At 32.1% G+C, this 16,641-nt stretch carries 15 protein-coding genes; 8 read left to right on the top strand and 7 right to left on the bottom strand.

Features of this window, described 5'->3' with window-relative positions; all coding sequences use genetic code 11:
* Positions 1-102: 102 nt before the first annotated feature.
* Together Q0910_RS00390 and Q0910_RS00385 are read left to right on the top strand one after the other, a co-directional pair.
* Positions 103-2,616 (top strand): M14 family metallopeptidase, encoded by a 2,514-nt coding sequence (locus Q0910_RS00390; protein WP_299210982.1) that lies wholly within the window; start codon positions 103-105, stop codon positions 2,614-2,616.
* Positions 2,617-2,630: 14 nt separating this feature from the next.
* Positions 2,631-3,275, top strand: coding sequence for an alpha/beta hydrolase (locus Q0910_RS00385; RefSeq protein ID WP_299210979.1), 645 nt, complete (start codon positions 2,631-2,633; stop codon positions 3,273-3,275).
* Positions 3,276-3,328: 53 nt separating this feature from the next.
* On the opposite strand, the gene Q0910_RS00380 is transcribed toward Q0910_RS00385, so the two are convergent.
* Entirely contained in the window at positions 3,329-4,186 is an 858-nt protein-coding gene (locus tag Q0910_RS00380; RefSeq protein ID WP_299210976.1) for an alpha/beta hydrolase, read from the bottom strand.
* Between the two features lie 7 nt (positions 4,187-4,193).
* Entirely contained in the window at positions 4,194-4,658 is a 465-nt protein-coding gene (locus tag Q0910_RS00375) for an Mpo1-like protein (RefSeq protein WP_299210973.1), read from the bottom strand.
* Between the two features lie 89 nt (positions 4,659-4,747).
* Here Q0910_RS00375 and Q0910_RS00370 point away from each other — a divergent pair, with 89 nt between their 5' ends.
* Both Q0910_RS00370 and Q0910_RS00365 read left to right on the top strand, forming a co-directional pair.
* Positions 4,748-5,305, top strand: coding sequence for a thioredoxin family protein (locus tag Q0910_RS00370; RefSeq protein ID WP_299210970.1), 558 nt, complete (start codon positions 4,748-4,750; stop codon positions 5,303-5,305).
* A gap of 8 nt (positions 5,306-5,313) precedes the next feature.
* A complete protein-coding gene (locus Q0910_RS00365) occupies positions 5,314-5,844 on the top strand; it encodes a GNAT family N-acetyltransferase (protein WP_299210967.1) in 531 nt (176 codons plus the stop codon).
* Here Q0910_RS00365 and Q0910_RS00360 read toward each other — a convergent pair.
* The 5 genes from Q0910_RS00360 to Q0910_RS00340 all read right to left on the bottom strand — a co-directional run bounded on the left by Q0910_RS00360 (position 5,834) and on the right by Q0910_RS00340 (position 9,857).
* On the bottom strand, positions 5,834-6,355 hold the full coding sequence (locus Q0910_RS00360) for a YfiT family bacillithiol transferase (protein WP_299210964.1): 522 nt from the start codon (positions 6,353-6,355) through the stop codon (positions 5,834-5,836). The genes Q0910_RS00365 and Q0910_RS00360 overlap by 11 nt on opposite strands.
* Before the next feature lie 10 nt (positions 6,356-6,365).
* A complete protein-coding gene (locus tag Q0910_RS00355; protein ID WP_299210962.1) occupies positions 6,366-7,091 on the bottom strand; it encodes a hypothetical protein in 726 nt (241 codons plus the stop codon).
* Positions 7,092-7,421: 330 nt separating this feature from the next.
* Entirely contained in the window at positions 7,422-8,354 is a 933-nt protein-coding gene (locus Q0910_RS00350) for a peptidylprolyl isomerase (protein WP_299210959.1), read from the bottom strand.
* A gap of 142 nt (positions 8,355-8,496) precedes the next feature.
* Positions 8,497-9,294: a hypothetical protein gene (locus Q0910_RS00345; protein WP_299210956.1), complete on the bottom strand. Its 798-nt coding sequence runs from the start codon at positions 9,292-9,294 to the stop codon at positions 8,497-8,499.
* Positions 9,291-9,857 (bottom strand): RNA polymerase sigma factor, encoded by a 567-nt coding sequence (locus Q0910_RS00340; RefSeq protein WP_299210953.1) that lies wholly within the window; start codon positions 9,855-9,857, stop codon positions 9,291-9,293. Before Q0910_RS00340 ends, Q0910_RS00345 begins: the two co-directional genes overlap by 4 nt.
* A gap of 234 nt (positions 9,858-10,091) precedes the next feature.
* On the opposite strand from Q0910_RS00340, the gene Q0910_RS00335 reads away from it, so the two are divergent.
* From Q0910_RS00335 to Q0910_RS00320, 4 genes are all read left to right on the top strand, one after another.
* On the top strand, positions 10,092-10,472 hold the full coding sequence (locus Q0910_RS00335; RefSeq protein WP_299210950.1) for a hypothetical protein: 381 nt from the start codon (positions 10,092-10,094) through the stop codon (positions 10,470-10,472).
* Between the two features lie 9 nt (positions 10,473-10,481).
* Positions 10,482-13,196: a CHAT domain-containing protein gene (locus tag Q0910_RS00330; protein ID WP_299210947.1), complete on the top strand. Its 2,715-nt coding sequence runs from the start codon at positions 10,482-10,484 to the stop codon at positions 13,194-13,196.
* Positions 13,193-15,925, top strand: a complete 2,733-nt coding sequence (locus tag Q0910_RS00325; protein WP_299210944.1) for a CHAT domain-containing tetratricopeptide repeat protein — start codon at positions 13,193-13,195, stop codon at positions 15,923-15,925. The genes Q0910_RS00330 and Q0910_RS00325 overlap by 4 nt, the downstream gene beginning before the upstream one ends.
* 203 nt (positions 15,926-16,128) lie before the next feature.
* Positions 16,129-16,641, top strand: a complete 513-nt coding sequence (locus Q0910_RS00320; protein WP_299210941.1) for a hypothetical protein — start codon at positions 16,129-16,131, stop codon at positions 16,639-16,641.

The raw sequence follows: 16,641 nt of genomic DNA, 5'->3' as shown, positions 1-16,641 counted from the left end.
CATAATAACTTATGTTAAACTTATGCAAACCGCTTCAATCTCTGAAGCGGTTTTTTTTATTTTCGATGACTATAAACTCAACACTCGCACAAACTTTCTAAAATGAAGCACTTCTTTACAATTATCTTATCCCTATTCTTCTTTTCTTCCTTTTCGCAAGAAAACCTATCATTAGATTATTATTTACCAAAAGGAGTGTCTTACAATCCTGAGATTCCAACACCACAAAGTGTTTTAGGATTTGTTCCAGGGAAATGGCATGTCACGCATGACAAACTGGTGGAATACATGAAAGCTTTAGCAGAAGCTTCTCCACGTATCACACTAGAAGATCGTGGAAAAACTTTTGAAGATCGTCCCATTATTCTTTTGACGATCACTTCAGAAAAAAACCATCAAAACCTTGAAAAAATCAGAACCCAACATCTTCAATTGACGCAGGCTAATGCGAGCACAGCAGATATCGCGTCGATGCCAGCAGTTGTATACCAAGGGTTTTCTATTCACGGAAACGAACCTAGTGGATCTAATGCCAGTTTACTAGCAGCATATTATCTTGCTGCTGGACAAGGAAATGAAATTAATGAGTTACTGGATAAGGTCGTAATTTTGTTTGATCCATCATTTAATCCTGATGGTTTGCAGCGTTTTTCATACTGGGCAAATACTAATAAGAGTAAAAACATAAATACTGATCCTCAAGATCGAGAATATAGCGAAGTATGGCCTGGAGGAAGAACCAATCATTATTGGTTTGATATGAACCGCGATTGGCTACCTGTACAATTACCAGAATCAAGAGCTAGAATCAAAACTTTTCATAACTGGTACCCAAACATCCTTACCGATCATCACGAGATGGGAACCAATAGCACATTCTTTTTTCAGCCGGGAATACAATCCAGGACACACCCTTTGACCCCCAAATTAAATCAGGAGCTTACCAAAAAAATTGCTAATTATCATGCCGATGCATTTAACAAAATAGGATCTTTATACTTCACCGAAGAAAACTTTGATGATTTCTATTACGGAAAAGGTTCTACTTTTCCGGATATCAATGGAGGAATTGGTATTCTATTCGAGCAAGGAAGTTCTCGTGGACATGCTCAGGAAACAGATAATGGGATATTGACATTTCCATTTACCATACGAAATCAATTTACAGCAACTCTTTCTACATTAGAGGCTGCAAAATCCATGCGTGTAGAACTACTTAAATACCAAAAGAATTTTTATGCAAATGCAAGAAAAGAAGCCCAAAATGGAGCTTATGTTTTTGGTAATGAAAAAGACGCTGCTTCTGCATACCACTTAGCAGAGATCTTAAAACGGCATCAAATTAAGTTTTACGATCTAAAAAATGATATGACTTCAGATGGTAAAAAATTTAGAAAAGGGTACAGTTATGTAGTACCCAAAAACCAAAAGCAAAGTCGTTTGATAAAAGCTATGTTTGAGAAAAGAACTACATTTCAGGATAGCTTATTTTATGATGTATCCGCTTGGACATTCCCACTAGCATTTAACTTAGATTATTCTGAAAAATCAGCTACTACTGATTTAGGAGATGAAATTACTGAGTTAAATTTTAGAAAACCAAAAACCATTGTCAAAAGTAGTTACGCATACCTCATGGAATGGCATGAATACTATACTCCAGCTGTCTTGTATAAAATCTTACATAAAGGATTAAGAGCTAAAGTAGGTATGAAACCATTTTCTATCGAAAACAAAAGTTATGATTATGGAACGATTATGATTCCTATACAAAATCAGAAACTCAACTCTGAAGACATCTATTCATTTTTACAAAAACTTGCTTCAGAAAACCACGTAAATATTACAGGAGTATCAACGGGGCTTACCACTGGTATTGATCTGGGAAGCACTCAATTTAGAGCCTTATCCTTGCCAAAAATTGCTTTATTGACAGGAAATGGAATTACCCCTTATGATGCTGGTGAAATCTGGCATCTTATGGATCAACGTTATAATATTCCAATAACGAAACTAAATACAGATTATTTAGAAAGAAGAAATCTATCCCGGTATACACATATCATTTTACCAAATAGTTGGAATCAGACAATGGATAAAAATGTTATCGATAAACTAAAAACCTGGATTCGAAACGGAGGAACATTGATTGGCTATAGAAACGCTGCTCAATTCTTTAAGAATAACGAACTAATGAAAATCGAATTTTCTAAACCAGAAAATGACGCTAAAAACATCTCCTTTGAAGAAAAACGAGATTTCTTTGGTGCTCAAGTCATTGGCGGAGCAATTTTTCAAACTAAAACGGATAGATCACACCCTATAAATTTTGGCTATAAAAATGACAAAATAGCTATGTTTAGAAATACTACTTTATTTGTCAAAGCTGATAAACAGAGCTACAGCAATCCTATTCAATACACAAAATCTCCATTATTAAGCGGGTACATTAGTAAAAAGAATTTAGATTCCTTATCCGGCACTGTACCCTTTAGACATCAGAGTCTAGGGAGAGGAAATACTATTTTATTCACAGACAATACTAATTTTAGAGCTTTCTGGTATGGTACTAACAAGTTATTGATGAATGCTATTTTCTTTAGTGACGAAATGTAATTACTTGGAGATTCATGAATACTCATTTAATATTTACTGTTCTATTCCTCTGGATACTATCATCTTGCAAAAATAATTACGATCAAAATGATCGGTTTATTTTCTTTTTTCATAATCGATTTCTTGAAACCCATGAACTGAATGAACTTCATCCAGAATTTGGGAGAACTGAATACAAGGAAATCATTAGAGAGTTTAAAAAAAAAGGTTTTAAGGTTATTAGTGAAAAAAGAAATAGAAATGTGAATGCAAATACATACGCAAACAATATTGTACATCAAATAGATAGTTTATTAAACAAAGGGATTGATCCTAAAAAAATAACTGTAGTAGGCACTTCGAAAGGTGGATATATTGCTCAATATGTATCAACTTTGGCAAATAATTCTAATTTAAATTTTGTGTTTATAGCCAGTTTTAGAGATCGTGATATTATAGATATTCCTGAAATCAATTATTGCGGAAATATTTTGACTATTTATGAAAAAACAGATCCATTTGGAGTATCTGCTATAGCAAGAAAAGAAAATTCAACCTGTAATATTATACATTTTAAAGAAATTGAACTTACTACAGGAATGGGTCACGGATTTCTTTTCAAACCATTAAAAGAATGGATAGAACCTACTATACAATGGGCATCTGAAAAATATGAATGAATTACAATGACATTTCATACCAATGTATTTTCCGAATAGGCACTATTTAAAAGTTATAATTGTTTTCTAAACTCTTCATAGTGATACAACACCTCTTCAGGAGCTTCTGTCTGTGGATAATGTCCAATTGTGTCCAATATCACTACATCAGCATTAGGCACGATTTCTTTATAGAATTCTGCCATATGTTTTCCTGAGATTGGATCCATTCCTCCATCAATAAGTCTTTTAGGCACATCCGTATATTGTATTGCTTCACGCCATCGAATTTTATATGTATCTCTTTCTTTTAGATACTTTATAAGTTTCGGTATTACATTTTTACCAGAGTTATAGTCTATCGTTTCCCAAAAGTCATCTATTTCCTGTTCACTAGCTTGTGTATCTTGTCCAAATATCTTTTTGAAGTTTTTTGCCAACGTGTTTCGACCCATAAAATGTTTCAGAATAGTACCAAAAGGAGTTAGCAACATTCTCTGAGTAAGTGTAGGGAAATTGGTCTCCGGAAACATTCCTCCATTAAGAAAGCAAACGGATTCAATTTTAAAATCATACTCAGGATTTTCTTTAGATCTAGCCAACATTTCTTGAACCACTGTGTCCCCATAATCATGCGCCAGTATATGAAAAGAAGTAATCCCTTTTTCTTTTAAAAATGTTTCCCATAAATCAACTTGTGAAGCAATGGTATATTTAAAATCAGTAGGTTTAGAAGAAAATCCATATCCCAACATATCGATAGCATATACCCTATATTTCTTGATAAGCGCATCCCAAATCTTATTCCAATCCCAAGAAGATGTTGGAAACCCATGAACTAGAATCAATGGTACCTCTACTCCTTCTTCCCTGTAGAAAATTTTATAGTTTTTGTATGAATAATATGATCCGGAATTTTTCCAATTCTGCAAACTCATATTATTTTTTTCCAAACATTTTTTGGATTACCCAAGCAGGTCCAATTAGCAAAAACTGCAAGTCCTGTGCTGCAGAAGGCTTCTTTCCTTCTAAGTGGTGTCCATAAAATTGTCCAATCCAAGCAACTACAAAAATAATAAGAGACACCATCCACAATGGTGCATATTGACTAATGTAATAATTAGCAATAATACAAAAAGCAACAAAAACTAATATCTGAAGCGCCATTTTCACAGATAATCTAACATAAAAAAGCAGAATAAGTAGGGAAACTACAAAGGCCCAATTTTCTATAAAAGGGTTTTGTCCTGGTATAATTGAGGCTAAAAACCCACTAGGAATACTCATAATTAAACCTACAACAGAAAAGAATATAGCAGGAACACATATGAAATGAATTGCAATATTTGTTTTGTTTTGGTGGCTTACAGCATATTCTTTAAACCAGGTTTCTAAAGTTTTCATAACTATGGAATTTTAATGTAACTAAGATAGCATTTTTTAGACTTATATAGTATAAAATTGTAATTTCGAAAACATTAAAACTAAATAATATGGCTCGAACTCCATCTAACATGTTGCCACTTGGTACAATCGCTCCGGATTTTACTTTGGTAGATGCGATTACTAATAATGAGATTTCTTTAAAAGATATCAAAGGTGAAAAAGGAACCGTAATTATGTTTATATGCAATCATTGTCCTTTTGTTATTCACGTCAATGAGGAGATTGTGAGAGTAGCTAACGATTATCGTATACAGGGTTTTGGTTTTGTGGCTATAAGCAGTAATGATATTGAAAATTATCCACAAGATGCTCCTAAGCATATGTGGAAAACAGCTCAGAAAAACAATTATACATTCCCTTATCTGTTTGATGATACTCAGGAAGTAGCGAAAGCCTATGATGCAGCTTGCACACCGGATTTTTATCTTTTTGATGGAGAATTAAAACTTATTTATAGAGGACAATTAGATGATTCCAGACCAGGAAACGGAATCCCTGTAAATGGTCGTGATCTGCGTCAGGCTTTAGACGCTGTGCTTAAAAACGCAAAGGTCGTAGAACCGCAGAAGCCAAGTATAGGTTGTAATATTAAGTGGAAAGAATAATATATTGTATGGCTTTTGAAATTGAATTCCATAGATGTTCAGAAAATGATATTGAGGCTTTGGTAAAAATAAGTCAGCAATTCTATCCGGAACACTACTCACATATCTGGAAAAATGAAGACACTAGTTTTTATGTCAATTTAAGTTTTACTACCGCCGCTTTTAAAAAAGATATTGAGACTGAAAACATTATTTATTTTTTGGTTCAAAAGTCTGAGAAGATACTTGGATTGCTAAAACTAAGAAAGCACCAAGAATTAGTCGAATATACACCAACCGAAGCTCTTCAACTTGAAAAAATATATCTTCTGGCTGAAGCTACTGGATTAGGCATAGGTACACACGCTATGGATTTTACAAAAAATCTTGCTAAAGAATTGAATAAAAAAGTTATTTGGCTTGATGTTATGACCACAAGTCCTGCTGTTCAATTTTATAAAAAGTTGGAATTCAAGACTATTTCTTATTACAATCTGGACTATTCTGGATTAAAGGATGGTTACAGAGAAATGCAAAGAATGATGCTCTCTATTTTGTAGCTGTTGCCACTATCTGCAGATGTGCCAAATGATGATTTCCGTGCCAAGCATATATACCAATATCTTCTGCTAACGAGATTTCTATAGTACCTTCCGGGTGAATAAATCCTTTTTCCAGGTCATTATCTGATAGTCCTTTTAAGAAATACACCCATTTTGCATGCAATGCTTTAATCAAATCCAATGAAAGGTGAATAGGTGCTGATTTAGTATCAAATAATTCTGCCCATCGATCCTCATAATAAGCTTTGATGACTGGTTTGTCTTCTGTAAGTGCCCATTTAAAACGTATATACCCATTATGATGACTGTCATGAATATGATGAATAACCTGTCTTGCTGTCCATCCACCAGATCGGTAAGGGGTCTCTAATTGTTCTTCAGAAAAATCCGAAACAAGTTCAGATATTTTTGCTGGTAACTCTTCTATATCATTTATCCACTTAGAGATATGCTCTTTAGTAATAATATTAGGACATTCAAATTCTCCTATGGGATATTGAAGATTCATAGTATCGTTTTTATTCTATTTTTTTATATAAAACTAAGTTTGAAGATGTATCTTGTAAATCCTTAACTACTAACTCATATGCATTTAAAGATTCAATTTTATATTTATAAACATACTGATCTTTTGGAGATGAGCAATACATAACGCCATCCTTAATTTTCACCTTTAATCTCTTTAAAAACTTACCATCACGAAAATTAAATCGTATGGTTTCTTCGAAAATCATATGTTCATCAGGAAATTGGACATTCACCCATTTTCCTTGAAGAGCGTCATAAGTACTTCTATTCTTAAACTTATTATCCAATAAAGATTTCATTCTCAAGCTGTATGCTACAAAAGTTTCTTCTGGTTCAATATTAGTAACTGCTTTACCTGTAACCACTTTGTCGATCTCTTCTCCTTTATCAAAATAATGCTTAGACTCATACTTTGTGAAGGCATTAGAATAATCCATCACTACGAAACCATCATCATTTTTCTTTTCCATATATTGACGCTGCTTATAGTCTACGTGAATTAATTGATCGTTCCAGAAATAGAAAACGGTAATCACCATCGCATTAGGCATACCTATTCTTCTTATTATTTTCTTTAAACGCTCATGTTCATAATATCCATTAAGTTCTGCTCCATGATCAGCAATTTGATCAAGAAATTCTTCTGGATCCAATGAAAATACATCAGATTCCATATAACTATCGATGATTTCTATCTGATCATAGATAGCTGCCATTGTTGCTTCATCTTTCTGAGAAAAAGAAAAATTTATACAACAAAATGTTAAAAAAACTACTAGTATCCACTTCATAACTAATAAAAAAATGGGGTTCCTTATTTGTTCCCAACCCTAAAAATAGGATGTAAATATCTAAATTATAGATGGAAAAGTTTACTGTTTTCGTTAAAAATTACAAATTGAAACAAAAAAACATCCATTTTAAGGCTACCTACAAGTGTTAACATAAAGTTAAAAAATATTAATCACTATAAAAAAACGCACAATCAGCACAAAAAAACCTCTGAAATAAACTTCAGAGGTTTTTTTATATCCTTAAAAAAGGGGTTATTTCACCGCAACCAATTCTACATCAAAAATCAAAGTAGCGTTTGGTGGAATTACTCCTCCAGCACCGTTTGCTCCATATCCTAAAGATGGTGGAATTACGAAACGTGCCTTATCTCCTACCTGCAATAAAGCAATACCTTCATCCCATCCTGAGATTACTTGACCTATTCCTAATGGAAAATCTATTGGTTGGTTACGCTTATATGAAGAGTCAAAAACAGTACCATCCGTTAAGCTTCCTTTATAATGAACAGAAACAGTTTTTCCTTTTTCTGCTTGTGCACCATCTCCTTTTTGAATTATTTTATAATGTAAACCACTATCAGTTTTGTCAAATCCAGCTGCCAATTCCTCTAATTGTTGTGCTGCCGCTTTTTTTGCTGCAGCTTCTCTCTCTGCTTTAGCTCCATTAAACTGTCTAAAAGTCTCTACTGCATTAAAATTCTCTGCATCTGCTCCTACTCTAACAATCTCTAAAGATTCGATAATATCTCCTTGTGCTACAGTATTGACAACATCCTGTCCTTCTACCACTTTACCAAAAACGGTATGTTTACCATCTAACCAAGCAGTTTCTATGTGAGTAATAAAAAACTGACTTCCGTTAGTTCCAGGTCCTGCATTTGCCATAGATAATACTCCTGGTCCGTCATGTTTTAGGTCAGGATGAATTTCATCATCAAACTGATATCCTGGTCCACCAGCTCCTGAACCTTGAGGATCTCCACCCTGAATCATAAAATCAGGAATAACTCTATGAAATTTTAATCCATTATAATAAGGTTTTCCTTGAGGAACTGCCTGGTTCTCCATATTTCCTTCTGCCAAACCTACAAAGTTCCCAACTGTTCCCGGAGTTTTCTTATACTCTAGATTTACCAGAATACTCCCTTTTGTTGTATTAAATTTTGCGTATAATCCGTCTTGCATAACTGCGTGTTTTAAGCTTGTTAAATTTTAAGCTGCAAAGATAGGTAATTGCTTAATGTTTAGTGTATAAAAACTTAGGATTGTTTATTGGTTTATAACAGAATATTCAAAAAAATGATGTTATGAAAAAGACTCAAAATTATTAATCAATCTTTTCTAGTAACTCTTGTGCTTCTTTGTATTTGTAATTGCTTTTATCTGCTATAATTGTTTGTAAAACATCTTTGAGCTTACGTTTCTTCTTTTGTTTTAACAACACTAAAGCCTTATACCAATGCGTTTTTTTGGACTGTAATGTATTAGAACTGGCTAAAAGTTCAAACTGCGCTAAGGCTTCATCAAATTTATTGAGTTCTATATAAGAGATACCATTGTATATATAACTTAATGGATCGATAGAAGTTTCTTTTGCGTGATAAGCTGCGAAGGACTCTGTCGCTTCCTGATACTTTTTATCTTCGAATAACAACTGCGCATTTTCTAACAATTTATTAGTATCCTCGCCTCTGGTTACTAATGATGGAATCTCATCCAGATGCACATAAGAAGCATACAAGTCATCATAATTATTATCCTTAAAAACAAATAAAGAAACCGTAATCAGTACAGCAATGGATGCAGCAATACCGATAAACCAAAACGTTTTACTCTGCGAACCGGATCTGTTTTCTGTGATTACTTCATTAATAGTAGATTTTAAATTAGCCGCTTCTGCACTTTCGTAAAAAGATTTCAGTTGTGTAGCTTCTTCTGTTTGTAACGCTCCCTTATCACCTTGTAACCACTCTTGATCTTCATAAATGGTTAGCATATCTTTTTGCAACTTTAGTTCTTCAGCAAGTACTGGATCTTTAATTAGTCTTTCCTCAAACGCTTGTTTTTCTGATGCGGACATAGTACCACTCAGATAATCATCTATTTCTATCGGGTAGTCCTTCATAATTCTTTAATTTGATTATATCGGGTATCGTTCTTTATCAATTTAGTTAATTGTGATTTACAATTAAAAATACGTTGTCTTACTACATTATCTGTGTTATATCCTAGTTCTTCCATGATCTCTTTATAAGGTACTTTCTTAAAAAACAACTGTAATAATTGCTTACAATTATCAGACAGTTCGGTTAATTTCTCCTGAAACAGCTCCCACTTTTCTTGTTCTAAAGTTGCCATGGTCATGTCTTCTGCTTCTTTAGAGTGTTCCAGAACCTCATCATTTGTTACTATCCGTTTTTGTTTATTTAGCTCTCTACGCCATAAATTTCTACAAACTGTATAAAAATACGCTCCAAAAGAGGTTTCTATAACAAAAGGTTTTATCTTATATCTGGCTATCAATTGCATCAACGCTTTCTGAAAAACATCTTCTGCATCTGCAATATCTCCATTATTAGTAAGGACAAACCTTCTTATTTTAGGAAACTCTTTTTTATACACGTCTTGTATAAGCTTCGTATCTCCGGTAACAAGTTGTTTTAGTTGATCTTTTTCAGTTATCTGCATTAAGATATCTTTAACTATTTGATTTTTTTTACTTTTGCGTGGTAACATTTATTAGGTTAGGGAAACATACTAATAAATATATAAACAAAAAAAGATTTAAGAATGAAAAAAATCACACTACTATTAGTAGCCGCGGTCTTTGCTATTGGAATACAAAGCTGCTCAACGGACGAAATTGGAATTGAATAAGAAACAAAACAGGAATTATTATCTAAAAAACTAACATTTAACAATTTGTTAGAAGGCTCAACTTCTTATTGTGACCTCTTTGTAATATTTACGAATGCAATGAGCTCTTATGAGCGCGATGTATTCCGGTTTCAGCATAGAAATGCTACAGAAGGATTTGGAGATTTTACTTCTATTACCTCTGAATGTGGATATATAGAAATCTGGAGAGTAGACTGCACTAAATTGCCTAGAGAATATGACGGTGGGACCGTTGAAGGTTCTACAGCTGTTTATAAAGCAACAAATCAGGAAGATGAATTGAACGATGATGATGATAATTCTCCTTACGACAGCCTGAATCCTTCTAATTATATTTATTTAGAAGGTAACTTTACAGATTGTGTTGACGTTTTAGAAAGAATTATTTATGAATCATCATTTTAATTTAATTAATTGAAAAAGTATATACTCTTTTTGTTTTATATCCTGGCGATGAATGTTCATTGCCAGGATATTTCTTTTGCCTTAGATTCTATTCATAAAAGTTCGGGTACGGATCATGATAAACTTGAAATATATTATGAGCTTTTGGATTCCTATAAGGAACAAAAAAACTATACGCAATTAGGGTATGACGCTCATTTATTAGCTAAATGGATACTAAGAGAGAAAGATAGACCACTAGCCATTAAAATTGTTAAGATGGCATATGAAGCAAGAGAAAAGGCAAATCCGCCTGATCCAGAATTACTAAAAAGAAGCTACTACAACTATGCCAATTACAACAAATACTCTGGTAATATTACAGAAGCTCTAGAGTACTTCAAAAAAGTAATTAAAGTTAGTAAAACTGACTATCTCAAAGGAAGAGCGAATGCAATTATAGGCGAATGCTATGAAAGTTTAGATGACTTATATAAATCAATAGAATATCAATTAAAAGCGTTCGAATATTTCAAAAAAAATAAAAACGAAAAATACATAATAAGTAACCATATAAGTATTGCTATTACATATACAAAAATAAGAAATGAAATTGGCACCAAAAAAGCGGTACAACATTTGCTAATTGCAGATTCAATAATTAAAAATGGAAAAAAACCTAACGTTTTAAAATTATATTACATTTATAATAACTTAGCTAATCTATATCAAAAAGGGTCTGGAATTATAGATGTCGAGAAAGGGTTTGATTATTACACTAAAGCTTTAGAGATTATTAACAATGAAAAAGTTATGTCCGAAATGCAATTTATACATTATAATATAGGTATTTCTTACATAGGAATTGACTCTATTCTTTCCAGACAACATCTTAATCAAGCACTACTGCATACTACAAAAGATGATGCCTATTTAGCAAACATATATACAGGATTTGGATATAATGCAAAACAAAACAAAGAATTTTTAGAGGCGCAAGAATATTTCCGGAAGTCTTTTTCTTTATTTTTTAACACAAAAATTCCGGATATCTATTGGTTACCTAAAACAGAACACATAAGTGTTTTAGAGGACAAAGCGTATTTCTTAGAATTATTAAAAAGAAAAATGCATACTTGGATATTAATGGGTAAAAAAGAGAATAGTTTAAAATATTATCAACAGGCTATTCGTACCGCATATACGTGTAATACCTTAATAGATCATATTTTAAAGGAAAATATTTCGCAGGAATCAAAGTTATTATGGAGAAGCTTAGCTTCTGAAATATATATTATAGCTTTATACGCTTGCAATGCTAATAATAATTTAAAAGATGCCTTTTATTTCATGGAAAAAAGCAAAGTTTTATTATTAATGCAGGATGTTAGTAAAACTAAAATAAATATTCCAGATAGTGTACTAGGACGAGAGTATTTCTTAAAAAATAAAATAATCAATCTTCAGAATGAATTGATTACTACGAAAGAAAATAAAAAAGATTCAATATTATCGCTAGTATTAGACAGAAAAACAAAACTTCAAGCGTATAAAGATTCTCTTGCTACTTATTATCCAGAATATTTTACATCTACAAAGCTTCCAGCTATTATTTCTTTAGAGGATGTTACATTACCAAATGATGAAATTGTTGTTCAATACTCTATGGCAGAAAGAGTGTATGGTGTGGCACCAGAAACTTATGGTATGTTATTATCCAATGACAAAAAAAAGTTATTTAAAATAGATAGTCTTAAAAAGTTTGAAAAAAATATTTACAAATTAAGACAACAATTAAATAAACCTTTTAATACTTCAAAAGAAATTCAGGAATATAAAAAACTTTCTAATATTGTATATGAGTCACTATTCCCAAAAGAGATTAGAAGCTATATAAAAAATAAAAAAGTTACCATAATAGCGGATCATATTCTTAATTATTTTCCTTTCGAAGCTCTAATAACAGATATAGAAAAGAATACATACTTAATAGAAGAAACAGAGATTAATTATGAATATTCCCTTTCGTTTAAAAAACAAAACAACTCGTTTATAAGAAAACCAAGCAAAGATTTTCTTGGAGTAGCTCCAGTTGAATTTCCTGATAAACTGATTAATTTACCTAAAAGTTTAGAAGAAATCTCTTATGCCAATAGTTATTATGATGGAGAATTATTAAGTCTAGATAAAGCCACAAAAGAAAACTTTAAAAAAGAAATTGATAAATATAAAATAGTCCATTTAGCAACTCACGCTGATGCTTCTGACAGTTTAAATCCTTGGATTGCTTTTAGAGATAAAAAACTATATCATTTAGAGCTAAACACTCTGAAAAACAATGCTGATTTGGTAGTACTTAGTGCATGTAACACCTCTTTGGGAGAAGTTCGTCGAGGCGAAGGTATTATGAGCCTTGCCCGTGGATTTTTTAAATCCGGAGCTAAATCTGTGATTCCATCACTCTGGAGTACAAATGACAAAACAACCGCCATCATCACTTCTGATTTTTATAAAAACCTGAGTGAAGGACAAACCAAATCTGCAGCTTTACGAACCGCCAAACTTAACTATCTACACAACAATACCGATGCAGAAGCTTCACCTCATTATTGGGCATCGTTAGTATTAATCGGTGATAGTGGGACTTTGTTACCACAATATAATAATTTGTTGTTTTTGTGGATTGGGTTGGGTGTTATTTTGGTAATTTTACTGGGTTATTTCGTATCCAAAAAATTGAGATGAAACCTTTACGCAAATACATATATGCTTTTATTTTTTGCGGTTTAAGTTTGGTTTCATTTGGGCAGGGAATATCTCCTCAATTAGATTCTATCCACAATTTAGAAGTTGAAGATTTAAAAAAACTAACACTATATGATTCTCTATTAAAAAAACATGAGGATACTAAAGATTATGCCCAACTAGGATCTGATGCCCATCAAATTGCTAAATGGCTTCATAAAAAGCCAAAAACAAAAGAAGAAGCTATTATCTATGTAAAAAAAGCTATCGATGCTCGAACCAAAGCAGATTCTTTTGATCCTGATTTACTAAAAAGAAGCTACAATAACTTAGGCCTTTATTACTTTAGAGATAAAAAATATAGAGAATCAATCAAAGTTTACAAAAAACTGGTAAACTTAACGGAAACAGACTATTTGATAGGGCGAGGATATTCCAAAATTGGAGATTGTTATAGATTTTTACAGGATCCATATTTGGCAATTGACAACTATAATAAAGCATTTAGTTATTTAAAAAAGAGTAAAAAAAACACGTTTTTAATAAGTAATCATATTAGAATAGCGAGTGCTTTTAAAAAAATAAGATCTCAAAAAAATACTGATCAGGCACTTAATCATTTAAAAAAAGCGGAAACTTTATTATTAAAATCTCAAAAACCCAATAAGCAAAAACTATATACTGTATATAATAATACTGGTAATTGGTATTATGAAATCATACACGATACACTGAGCAGTCATAAATATTATAAAAAGGCATTAGAAGAAGCTAATAAATTAGAAGTTAAGGAATACATAGCCACTACTTCTTATAATCTTGGCTTGTCATATATTCACCAAGATAACAATATAGCAAAACAGTACTTCGAACAATCTTTAGAAAATTACGATGGAAGCTTAAAGGTTCTAAGTTCAATTCATTATGGAATAGGATTACTTGAAAACTCTAATCACAGCCACGAAAAAGCTACTATAAATTACTTCAAATCACTTTCTATACTTTTTAATAGAGAAATCGACATTGACAATATTCTCATTGCCCTAAATCAAAAAAATCTTGTTTATATTAAGGATAAAACGTTTTTGTTAGAGGTTTTAAAAAGTGCTTCTGATAATTATATTGATCAAGGGATCTTTGAAAAAAACATTAAGTACTATAAAAAAGCTATTGCGTTAGTAAAAATATCGGATAAAATAGTTGATTATATCTTAAGAGAAAATATTTCTGATAATACCAAATTTTTATGGCGGAGCATTGTCTCTGGAACCTATGCTTCTGGCATAGAAGCAAGCTTTAAGGCTAGAGAAATTGACTATGGATTTTATCTTTCAGAAAAAAACAAGGCATTACTACTAATGCAAGAAATTTCAAAAGAAAAAATTAGCATCCCAACATCAATATTAAAAGAAGAGTCTAAGTTAAGAATGAGTATTATAAATTTAGAAGAGAGTTATAATACAAAGTCCGGAAAAGCTAAAGACTCCATTTTTAATCTTCTTTTCACCCAGAAACAAAGCCTAAAATCACTCAAGGACTCTATTGCTTTGCTCTATCCTGACTACAACAAGACGTTACAAAAGTCTAAAATAATACCTCTTTCAGAAATAACGTATAATGATAACCAAATTATCATACAATACATGATGACAGAAAGAGTTTCTGGTTTATTTCCGAACACCTATTGCTTAGTCCTATCCAAAAATCATAAACAGTTATATCAATTAGAAAACACGAAAAAATTACACGAAAAAATATATGATCTAAGAAAACAACTGGATGTCCCGTTTAAAAATGAAACTGATATAGACCTGTATAAAGAAAAATCTTATCAATTATATACCTCATTGATCCCTAAAGAGGTAAAAGCTGCTTTAAAAAACAAAAAGGTAACTATTATACCAGATCATCTGATCAATACCATTCCTTTTGAGGCTTTAGTAACTGATATAGATTCTGGAAGGTATTTATTAGAAGATTGTGAGATCAGTTACACCTATTCACTATCCTTTGAAAAACAAAATGAGGCAAGAGTTAGAAATGCTCAAAACGAATTCTTAGGTATTGCTCCTGTCAATTTTACTGATAATTTGACCAGTCTACCGCAAAGCAAGAAAGAAATTAGCACTGCACATTCTTATTATACAGGTTCTTTATTAATGGACAAACAAGCTACCAAAGAAAATTTCATACAACAAGCTTCTGATTATAAGATCATTCATCTAGCAACTCATGCAAATGCATCAGATTCTATTGCCCCCTGGATTGCATTTAGAAACCAGAAAATGATCGACAAAGAATTGGATCTTCTAAATAACCAAGCTGATTTGGTAGTGTTAAGTGCCTGTAACACCTCTCTAGGTTTTGTAAACAGTGGTGAAGGTGTATTAAGTCTTGCCCGAGGATTTTTTAAATCTGGAGCAAAATCTGTGATTCCATCATTGTGGAGTACCAATGATAAAGCTACTGCCACCATCACCTCTGATTTTTATAAAAATCTTAGCGAAGGACAAACCAAATCTGCGGCTTTACGAACTGCAAAACTTAACTATCTACACAACAATACCGATGCAGAGGCTTCGCCTCATTATTGGGCTTCTTTAGTTTTGATTGGTGATAGTGGAACCTTGTTGCCGCAATCTAATAACTTGTTGTTTTTGTGGGTTGGGTTGGTAGTTGTTATCTTAATGCTGGGGATTTTTATCTTTAGAAAAAGAACTAAGAATTAAAACTTAATATCTTAGGAAATTCTTTTTTTATACAAGTTTTGCATAAGCTCTTTATCTCCGGTAACAAGCTGTTTTAGTTGATCTTTTTCAGTTATCTGCATTAAGATATCTTTAACTATTTATTTTTTTTTACTTTCGCATGGTAACATTTATTAGGTTAGGGGAACATACTAATAAATATATAAACAAAAAAAGATTTAAGAATGAAAAAAATCACACTACTATTAGTAGCCGCAGTCTTTGCTATTGGAATACAAAGCTGTTCGACAGACGAAATTGGAATTGAAGAGGAAAATCTAATTAAACAAGAGAATGTAGAAATGAAAGCTACATTTAACACTTTAAATGCAGACTGTGAAGATTGTATGTCCGTCTTTTATTCTGAATCAATGAATTTTGAAGAGATAAGTGAGTCCAGAAGCTTAATGAGACTAAATGTTCTTAGTACACTTGCCGCTTTAAACGGAAATACTAATTCTTGCGGATATAATGAAGAATGGGTTTATGAAGGGTATAACAGAAGACTTCTTAATGAATCTGGAGTTATTATAACAGAAGAAAAAAAGGTTGCAAGTGTTACTAGAAAGGATGATGATCCTATTAGACGAAATTACATATTATCAGAAACGATTATTGGAGATTATCGATTTACGATATATGAAACGGATGGAACATCTCCTATTTGTAACCAAAATCCACTTCCATCCGGTTTCTAA

The organism is uncultured Aquimarina sp., from assembly GCF_947495315.1.
Classification (GTDB): Bacteria; Bacteroidota; Bacteroidia; order Flavobacteriales; family Flavobacteriaceae; genus Aquimarina.
The sequence above is the reverse complement of the archived record's forward strand: the minus strand, read 5'-3'. Positions and strand labels throughout refer to the sequence as shown.

Excerpts from the sequence above, each read along its gene's own strand:
- Q0910_RS00365 (WP_299210967.1), top strand. The coding sequence starts at position 5,314 with ATGGCTTTTGAAATTGAATTCCATAGATGTTCAGAAAATGATATTGAG.
- Q0910_RS00325 (WP_299210944.1), top strand. The coding sequence starts at position 13,193 with ATGAAACCTTTACGCAAATACATATATGCTTTTATTTTTTGCGGTTTA.
- Q0910_RS00345 (WP_299210956.1), bottom strand. The coding sequence starts at position 9,294 with ATGAAGGACTACCCGATAGAAATAGATGATTATCTGAGTGGTACTATG.
- Q0910_RS00375 (WP_299210973.1), bottom strand. The coding sequence starts at position 4,658 with ATGAAAACTTTAGAAACCTGGTTTAAAGAATATGCTGTAAGCCACCAA.
- Q0910_RS00340 (WP_299210953.1), bottom strand. The coding sequence starts at position 9,857 with ATGCAGATAACTGAAAAAGATCAACTAAAACAACTTGTTACCGGAGAT.
- Q0910_RS00350 (WP_299210959.1), bottom strand. The coding sequence starts at position 8,354 with ATGCAAGACGGATTATACGCAAAATTTAATACAACAAAAGGGAGTATT.
- Q0910_RS00360 (WP_299210964.1), bottom strand. The coding sequence starts at position 6,355 with ATGAATCTTCAATATCCCATAGGAGAATTTGAATGTCCTAATATTATT.
- Q0910_RS00355 (WP_299210962.1), bottom strand. The coding sequence starts at position 7,091 with ATGGCAGCTATCTATGATCAGATAGAAATCATCGATAGTTATATGGAA.
- Q0910_RS00390 (WP_299210982.1), top strand. The coding sequence starts at position 103 with ATGAAGCACTTCTTTACAATTATCTTATCCCTATTCTTCTTTTCTTCC.
- Q0910_RS00385 (WP_299210979.1), top strand. The coding sequence starts at position 2,631 with ATGAATACTCATTTAATATTTACTGTTCTATTCCTCTGGATACTATCA.
- Q0910_RS00370 (WP_299210970.1), top strand. The coding sequence starts at position 4,748 with ATGGCTCGAACTCCATCTAACATGTTGCCACTTGGTACAATCGCTCCG.
- Q0910_RS00320 (WP_299210941.1), top strand. The coding sequence starts at position 16,129 with ATGAAAAAAATCACACTACTATTAGTAGCCGCAGTCTTTGCTATTGGA.